This is a genomic window from Nocardia asiatica NBRC 100129, from assembly GCF_000308415.1.
Taxonomy (GTDB): Bacteria; Actinomycetota; Actinomycetes; order Mycobacteriales; family Mycobacteriaceae; genus Nocardia; species Nocardia asiatica.
Genome location: NZ_BAFS01000398.1, coordinates 1 through 7,801 on the forward strand (window position 1 = coordinate 1; position 7,801 = coordinate 7,801).

The following is a 7,801-nucleotide window of genomic DNA, read 5'->3' on the forward strand; positions in this document are numbered from 1 at the left end:
GGTGATATCCGAGCGATAGCCGAGCGGCTCGATTCACCGGCTACTGTCCGAATCGCGATACAAGCTGTCCGGCCAGCGTATTGGGCGCAACCCCGCTACCGCATACGCTGCACCCATGCCGAAACTCACCTACCGCGGGGGCGATGGGTGCCCGTTGCACGCCACCGTTATCGGTGCCGGGCCCGCGCTGATCCTCATGCACGCCGACGGGCCGGATCATGAGAGCATGCTCCCGCTCGCCGCCCGGCTGGCCGATCGACACACGGTGGTGCTGCCGGATCTGTGCGGCTACGGACGGTCGGTCAGCACCGATCCAGCGCGGCACACCTGGGCCCAGTACACCGACGACATCGTCCACCTCCTGGACCATCTCGGCTTGCCGGTCGCGGCACTCGGTGGCGCCGGCCTGGGCTCGACCATCACGCTCCGTATGGCCGCTGCAAACCCGCACCGGGTCCGCGCGGCGGTATTGATCGGCGTCGAAGATATTGAGGATGACGCGGCGAAAGAGGAGGAGATCCGGTTCCTGGATGCTTTCGCCGATCGGGTCGCGGCCGATGGCATCGAGGCAGGATGGGAGCCGATCCTTGCTGGGTTCCCGCCGGTGGTCGGCGCTATGGTGCGTGACGCGATACCGCGATCGGACCCAGCGAGCATCGTCGCCGCCGCGGCCATCGGCCGTGATCGATCTTTCCGTGACGTCGCCGAACTCGGCGCGATCACGACGCCGACGCTGGTGTTCCCGGGCACGGACACGCGCCACCCCACCGCGTTGGCCGAACGCGCCGCGAAAGTACTTCCTCATGGCCGTTTGGCAGCGGTGTCGATATCGAGCGACTTGCACACCGCGGAGGACCTCGCGCGCGTGACCGCGCCCGGTATCCGGGAATTTCTCGAAGAGAACCCCTGACGGTCTGGAGGGCGTGGCCTGTGCTGCCTGGTTGGCTCTCAGGCATGGGGCACGTAGCGCATTGATTCAGTGACACCGAAGCTCGCACGGCAATCGCGGGTGCCGATCGCACAGTATGCGATGTGCCCTGCGGGTTACGAGCGGCGGACATTCCTGACCGCCGTGAAGACGGCTCCGGCAACAACGACGAGGATGCCTGCCGCCAGGGCGGTGGACATTCCGTGCTGGAAGCTGTCCAGCACGCCGGCCAGTAGCTGCGGAGGCGCTTGCGCTGCTGACCCGATCGCTACCGCCGCGGCGGGGGAGTCCTCGGCAACCCGGGCGATGTCGGGTGGCAGCTGCGCGGTCGTGTCGGTGATCCGGTCGCGGTAGCCGTCGCTGAAGATGCTGCCCAACAGTGCGATTCCGAGGACGCCGCCGAGTTCGCGGGTGAGGTCGTTCAGCGCGGAGGCGACGCCGTGCTGTTCGGGTGGCAGGGCGTCCATGATGGCCTCGGTGGCTGGGGTGGCGGCGAACGCGATGCCGCTGCCGAGTAGGAACACGCCGATTCCGATCGGGAGATAGGAGGAGTGCGCGGTCAGGGTCGTCATCATCAGCAGTCCGACGCCGATCATGACCATTCCGGTAACGACCACGAATCGGTAGCCCATTCTGGTGTGCAGGAGGGGAACGATCGGTGAGAACACGATGGCCGCCAAGGCCATCGGCAGCAAGGCAAGGGCGGCGTCCAGCGGTGAGTAGTTCTTGATGATCTGCAGGAATTGCAGTCCAACGAAGAAGAACCCGAACATCGCCAGAGATTCGGTGGTGATGACCGCGGTTCCCGAGGCCACCCCGCGGTGGCGGAACAGGCGCGGGTCCAACAGGGGTCGGGGGTGCCGCAATTCCCAGGCGATGAAGATCGCGGTGCCGACCGCGGCCGAGCCGAATGTCGCCACCACCCTGGTCGAGGTCCATCCCAGTTCTGGGCCTTCGATCATGCCGAATACCAGCGATGCGATGGCCAGGACGGACAGCCCTCCGCCGCCGATGTCGACACTGTCTGTGCCGGAACGTCTCTGGCCGGGAATCAGCCCGGTGGCGGCCAGGGTGACGACGGTGAGTACGACATTGAAGACGAACACCGAGCGCCAGGAGAACGCCTCGAGCAGGCCGCCCGCGCTGAGCAGGCCTATCAGTGCGCCGCCGACGGTGACACCCGACCAGATGCCGACCGCGCGCGCCCGCTCGTCCGGGGGGAACACGTGGGTGATGATCGATAGGGTTGTCGGCATGACTGCCGCCGCGCCGATTCCGGCGACGGCTCGCATCGCGATGATGGTCGCGACGTCGTCGATGAGCAGCACCACCGTGGAGGAGGCGCCGAAGACGAGGAGGCCGATGACCAGCATTGCCTTGCGCCCGTAACGATCTCCGAGTGCACCGGCGACAAGCAGCAGACCGGCGAAGGTGACACCGTAGGCGTTGACGATCCACAACACCTGCGTCTGCGACGCCTGCAGGCCGGTCGCGATGGCAGGTGCGGCGACCATCAGCGACGCCATCATCCCCATGACAGCGACCAGCGCAAGACACATCACTCCCAGGATCAGGTTTCTCCGGACGACACCCGGCAAATTCGATGCGGCCGAGGATTCTTTGTGCAGCTGAACCATTGCTGCGGCTCCTTCCGTTGCGTGACTCTTGTGCTGGGTCAGTGCACGCTGACTCGAAGGCCTGCCGGCGGTTTGCCTGCCGGGATGAACGCCGCGGCGGCCACTGCGACGACGATCGCGAGGACGGCACTGGCGGTGAAGGCGTTGGTGAATCCACTCGCGTCAGCGCCGAGGGTGCGCAGGCTGACGGCGGCGATTGTCGAGGTCACCGCGACGCCGAAGGCCGAGCCGACCTCATGGAAGGTGTTGACCAGCCCGGAGGCCACGCCGGCTTGGCGGTGCTCGACATTGGCCAAAGCGATGGTGGTCGCTGTGACAATCGTGGCGCCTTGCCCAGCCGCTGCCACCGTGAGCCCGGCGACCAGCGGAATTGTGTCACTCCAGAGCACGGGCACCGCGGCTCCTACCGCCGCGACGGCCAGCCCGGCGATACCGACCGGACGGTAGCCGAAGCGGCCGATGAAGTGACCGGCATTGTGCGCACCGGCGATTGTGCCCAGCGCGACCGGTACAAACAGCAGACCGGTGACCAGCGCCGAGTTCCCTTCAGCTTGTTGCAGATAGAACGAGCCGAGGAAGAACCCGGTGATCAGCAGTCCGGTCGCGACGAACATCAACACCACGCCGGCCGCGACGGGGCGGCGCATCAGCAGACGCGGGTCGAGCAGCGGATCGGTGGCGCGGAATTGATAGGCGAGGAAGACCGCACCGACTACGACAGCCGCTGCCAGCGTGACCAACGTGGACGCGTCTGCCCAGCCTTCGTCACCGGCGTTGATCAGCCCGAAGATCGCTGCCCCAGCGGCCGCGGTGACCAGCACCGCTCCAGGCACATCGATGCCGGCTCCGCGCTGGCCGGGCCGATCAGCCACCACCTTTGTGATTACCGCGAGCAGCACGGCACCGACAGGCACGTTGACAAAGAAGATCCATTCCCAGCCCGGACCCGCAGTCAACAAGCCGCCGGCCAGGACTCCCACCGCGGCGCCGCTGCCACCGAGCGCGCCCCAGACCCCGAGGGCTTTGTTGCGTTCGGTGCCGTGAAATGTGGTGGTCACTATCGACATTGCCGCGGGCGACAGCAGCGCCGCGCCGACGCCCTGACCGATCCGGCCGCTCACCAGCATCGGCGCGTTCATCGCCAATCCGGCCAGCAACGAGGATCCGGTGAACACCGCCAGACCGAGCAGTACCATCCGGCGGGCGCCGAACAGATCGGCCGCGCGACCGCCAAAGATCATCAGCCCACCGAACAGCAGCGTGTAGGCGGTGATCACCCAGGTGGTCGCGGCCCGCGTCAGCTCGAGGTCCTGTCCGATATCCGGCAGCGCCACCGTTACCACGGTGATGTCCAGGATGAGCATGAATTGGGCGATCGCGAGCACCGCCAATGCCCGCCACCTGCGCGGATCCACAGGTGATTCCACGTCGTGACCTTGGTTGGCAGATGTCTGCGAATGCATGACCCTCCTCCTAAGTTGAACATAGATGTTCGAGTTATCTACTGACTGTAACTCGAACACTCGTGTACGAAAAGGGTGATGCGGTAGTGAGTCGGGTCATTCGCCGACGCGGTCCGGGCTGGCCCGCGGCCGGGCTACAGTGGCAGCACAACCTGTACGGGCTTGTTCGAAAAGAGGTGACCTCCCGATGTCGGCAACGCGCACCGAACACACAGCGCAGGCCAAACGCGCCGATGCCCGGCGCAATATCGCGGCGATCCTCGACGCCGCCCAGGAATGCCTGATCGCCGACCCGGATGCGAACATCAGCGCCATCGCCAAGCGAGCAGGCGTCGGCCGCGTCACCCTCTACGGGCACTTCGCCTCACGCACCGAACTGATCGACGCAGTCTTCACCCGCGCCGTTACCGGCAGCGATCACGCACTCGACGCGATCGACATCGGCGGCGACCCCCGCGAGGCCCTCGCCCGACTGGTCGAGGCCTCCTGGAAAATCATCGACCAGTTCCGCTCACTACTGCTGGCCGCGCAGAATCATCTTCCCGCCGAACGCATCCGCGCCGCGCACGACCTTCCGATGCAACGCGTCCACCGCCTCATCGAACGAGGCCGAAAGGAAGGCGTGTTCCGCGACGACCTGCCGATCTCATGGATGGTCGCGGTCTATCACAGTGTCGTCCATGGTGCAGCCGGAGAGATCGCCGCAGGCCGCATCACCGACCACGACGCAGCACACCTCATCACCACGACCCTGCTATCGGCATACATGCCGACGGCCGATCCAGCGTGAGCGCCAGCTCCCAAGCGTAAACGCCGACGTGACGCCAGTGCCGCAGCCGCTGGCGCACGGTACACACAGCACCCTGGCGGTCGCTGCGCTTTCACATCCTTGTCGAGGTGATGGAACATCATCGACGACAGCACCCGGTCGAATGCGCCATCCCGATCAACCCCGAGTGCCGCACCGGGCCGCAACTCGAACAGTGATGTTCGAATTGTGGTAGCCTCGGCGCATAGATAATTCGAACGACCGAGTTCGACTTCATCGGGAGGCGTGCGAGATGGTGCGGAGCGATCCACCACCGGGCCGACTGGGTGACGGGGCGCGTGCGCCGAGGCGGGATTACACGTCCTCGCCCGCGGTCACCGAGGCTGTCGTGGACACCGCGGTGGCGCGGTTTCACTACGCGCGAGCTGGCAGCGGCTCGTCGTTGCTGCTCCTCGCGGGCAGTGGTGGTTGGAAACTCACCTTCGAGGCACTGATCAGCGCCCTGGCCCAGCATCACACTGTCTACGCGCTGGACCCGCCGGGCCAGGGCCGCACGGAGGTTCTCGACCCAACGTTCGGGTACGACGCTGATGCCATCGCCCACTCCATTCCCGGCTTTCTCGACGCTGTCGGCGTGAATTCGGTAGCGATCCTCGGGCATTCGTGGGGCGGCGGTTTCGCGTTGCGGTTCGCCGAATTGCACCCAGACCGAGTGACCCGGCTCGCCTTGATCGCCCCGGCAGGAGTGGACGTCACCGACGTGTGGGAGTTCCGACTGGCGCGGCTTCCCGTGCTAGGCGAAATCGCCGTTCACCTGATGACCACCGCGGCGGTGCGGCACATGCTGAACAAATCTTTCGCTCACCGTGATCGCGTTCCGGATGAACGGATTCGCGAATACGTGCGAATGATGCGGTCACCGCTAGGGCGCGCGGCCAGACTGCGGGACATGCTCGCGGTGGAACGGTCGGTCCGGTGGACCGACACCGAGCGCGACCTGCACCTGGTGCAGGCACCCACCCAGGTGCTGTGGGGCGACCAGGACCGCTACTTCCCGCCGAGCCTGCTCGAACGGTTCACTTCACGGATACCGAATGTGCAGGCACATATCGTGCCAGGTGGCGGGCACTCCCTCCATGACGACTGCCCCGAACAGGCTTACGCGATGTTGAGGCCATTCCTGGCGGCTGATCATGAGTAACGGACCTGCGCTGGGTACCGACACCACAATGGTGCTGTTGTGGGGCGGGCTGATCTTCCTTGCCGCACCGGTGTTCGGCGTATGGAAATACCGGCAAATGGTCGGCTCGGAAGAAGGTGTGGCTCATCCCTACGTGGACACCGCTCACCGCGCCGCACTGCTCTATGCCTTCGCGACATTGCTTATCGCAGTGTTCGTCGAGTTGAGTGGCTGGCCGACGATCACGAATCTCGTCGCGGCGGGCACCACCGTCGCGTTCTTTGTTGCGGCGATCGCAACGTACGTCTATCACGGTTGGCGTCGCGATACCGATAATCAGATCCGCCAACCTGTTCGCGGCACCACAACGTTCATGGTCGCGCTGATCGTAGGAGAGATCGGTGGCTTCGTCGTGCTGCTGGCAGGATTCGTCCAACAGCAGCTGCTGTGACCGGAGGGCCTGTGCGGCGATCTTGGGGCCACTGCCCAGTGACGGGAGTGGGCTTGCCTCTTTGCCTCGTACACCGGGACCATTTATTGAACCATGCGCTTGCCGGAGACAGCGACATCAGCGGACATAGGACAGAACGCTCATCATTCCGGCTTCGCCGTGATACGCGTTGTGGCAGTGCAGCATCCACTGACCTGGGTTCACTGCGTCGAAGTCGACCTCGACGGTCTGGTTGGGCAGCACGATGGTGGTGTCCTTGCGGGCGCCGGTGCTGTTGCCGTCGACCAGTTGAAAGGTGTGGCCGTGCAGATGCATCGGATGGAACATCATCGTCGTGTTGATGAAACGCAGCCGGACCCGCTGGCCTTCGCGGACGTCGAGCATGGCGTGCTCGTCGAAGGTTTTCCCATTGATGGTCCATAGGTAGCGTTTGTCGTCGGCGCCCAGGGATACGTCGAGGACCGTGTCCGGCGGCTTCGGCGCGAGCAGTACGGATTCATCGGCGCGCAGCCGGGTGGCGGTCAGGGGTGTTTCGTCCAGCTCGCGAGCCTGGACGTCAGCTGGCGGGGGATTGCCGCCGCCGGTGCGGATCAATGCCAGGCCGCGTCCCTGTTTGCCTTCGGCGGCCGCGATCAGCGGGAAGACGCCGTCGCCCAGTTCCACGATGGCGTCATAGCGCTCTCCCATGCTGATCAGCAGGCAGTCTGTCGTGACAGGGTGCACGGGGAACCCGTCGCTGTGCGTCACGTTCAGCTGGTGCCTGCCGACGGCCACGCGGAAGGCGGTGTCAGCGGCAGCGTTGATGATGCGCAGACGCATCCGCTGGCCGGGGCGTGCAGCGAAGGTCATCGGATCGGTACTGAGACGCCCGTTGATCAGGTAGTACGGATAGGTCACATCACCGGCATCGCTACCCAGTGGCGCCGCCGGATCAGTCGCGCCCGAGCCATGGCCGCCATGTCCGCCCGTGTGGTTACCGGTCATCGGGCCCATGTTCATGCCGGCCATGCCCTTGGCCCGGAGCTGCTCGAGCTCCTTATCCGGGTCACGACCGTCGACGCCGTCGAGCCAGTCATCCAGTACTACAACGGCTTCCACGTCATAGTTGTTGCCGTCGGCGGGATCTTCGACGATCATCGGCGCGTACAACCCGCGATCGAGCTGTACGCCCACGTGCGGATGAAACCAGTAGGTCCCCGCGTCGGGAACGGTGAATTCGTAGCGGAAGCCACCACCTGAGGCGACTGCCGACTGAGTGAGTTCGGGGACCCCATCCATATCGTCACGCAGCGCCACGCCATGCCAATGGATGCTCGACGGCTGAGGCAGGGCATTGGTGAAGTCCGCTCGCAGGACCTCACCACGAGCGATCC

Annotated in this window: 7 protein-coding genes; 4 read left to right on the top strand and 3 right to left on the bottom strand. The window is 65.2% G+C overall.

Going from position 1 to position 7,801, the window contains the following annotated elements; genetic code table 11:
• The first annotated feature begins 115 nt into the window (after positions 1–115).
• On the top strand, positions 116–910 hold the full coding sequence (locus tag ON27_RS30165) for an alpha/beta fold hydrolase (RefSeq protein ID WP_043735316.1): 795 nt from the start codon (positions 116–118) through the stop codon (positions 908–910).
• Between the two features lie 134 nt (positions 911–1,044).
• On the opposite strand, the gene ON27_RS30170 is transcribed toward ON27_RS30165, so the two are convergent.
• Together ON27_RS30170 and ON27_RS30175 are read right to left on the bottom strand one after the other, a co-directional pair.
• The gene (locus ON27_RS30170) at positions 1,045–2,565 is read right to left on the bottom strand and encodes an MFS transporter (protein ID WP_051047120.1); all 1,521 of its coding nucleotides are present in this window, start codon (positions 2,563–2,565) and stop codon (positions 1,045–1,047) included.
• Between the two features lie 38 nt (positions 2,566–2,603).
• The gene (locus ON27_RS30175) at positions 2,604–4,088 is read right to left on the bottom strand and encodes an MFS transporter (RefSeq protein ID WP_218003068.1); all 1,485 of its coding nucleotides are present in this window, start codon (positions 4,086–4,088) and stop codon (positions 2,604–2,606) included.
• A 127-nt stretch (positions 4,089–4,215) separates the two neighbouring features.
• Between ON27_RS30175 and ON27_RS30180 the strand changes: the two genes are divergently transcribed.
• The 3 genes from ON27_RS30180 to ON27_RS30190 all read left to right on the top strand — a co-directional run bounded on the left by ON27_RS30180 (position 4,216) and on the right by ON27_RS30190 (position 6,428).
• Positions 4,216–4,818, top strand: a complete 603-nt coding sequence (locus tag ON27_RS30180; protein ID WP_043735321.1) for a TetR/AcrR family transcriptional regulator — start codon at positions 4,216–4,218, stop codon at positions 4,816–4,818.
• A gap of 271 nt (positions 4,819–5,089) precedes the next feature.
• Complete coding sequence (locus tag ON27_RS30185) at positions 5,090–5,998, top strand: alpha/beta fold hydrolase (RefSeq protein ID WP_043735323.1); 909 nt, start codon at positions 5,090–5,092, stop codon at positions 5,996–5,998.
• Positions 5,991–6,428, top strand: coding sequence for a hypothetical protein (locus ON27_RS30190; RefSeq protein WP_043735327.1), 438 nt, complete (start codon positions 5,991–5,993; stop codon positions 6,426–6,428). The genes ON27_RS30185 and ON27_RS30190 overlap by 8 nt, the downstream gene beginning before the upstream one ends.
• A gap of 117 nt (positions 6,429–6,545) precedes the next feature.
• On the opposite strand, the gene ON27_RS30195 is transcribed toward ON27_RS30190, so the two are convergent.
• The coding region (locus ON27_RS30195) for a multicopper oxidase family protein (RefSeq protein WP_043735331.1) at positions 6,546–7,801 on the bottom strand (1,256 nt) is incomplete at its 5' end.

Coding starts and splice junctions, on each gene's coding strand:
- ON27_RS30165 (WP_043735316.1), top strand. CDS start 116: ATGCCGAAACTCACCTACCGCGGGGGCGATGGGTGCCCGTTGCACGCC.
- ON27_RS30170 (WP_051047120.1), bottom strand. CDS start 2,565: ATGGTTCAGCTGCACAAAGAATCCTCGGCCGCATCGAATTTGCCGGGT.
- ON27_RS30180 (WP_043735321.1), top strand. CDS start 4,216: ATGTCGGCAACGCGCACCGAACACACAGCGCAGGCCAAACGCGCCGAT.
- ON27_RS30185 (WP_043735323.1), top strand. CDS start 5,090: ATGGTGCGGAGCGATCCACCACCGGGCCGACTGGGTGACGGGGCGCGT.
- ON27_RS30190 (WP_043735327.1), top strand. CDS start 5,991: ATGAGTAACGGACCTGCGCTGGGTACCGACACCACAATGGTGCTGTTG.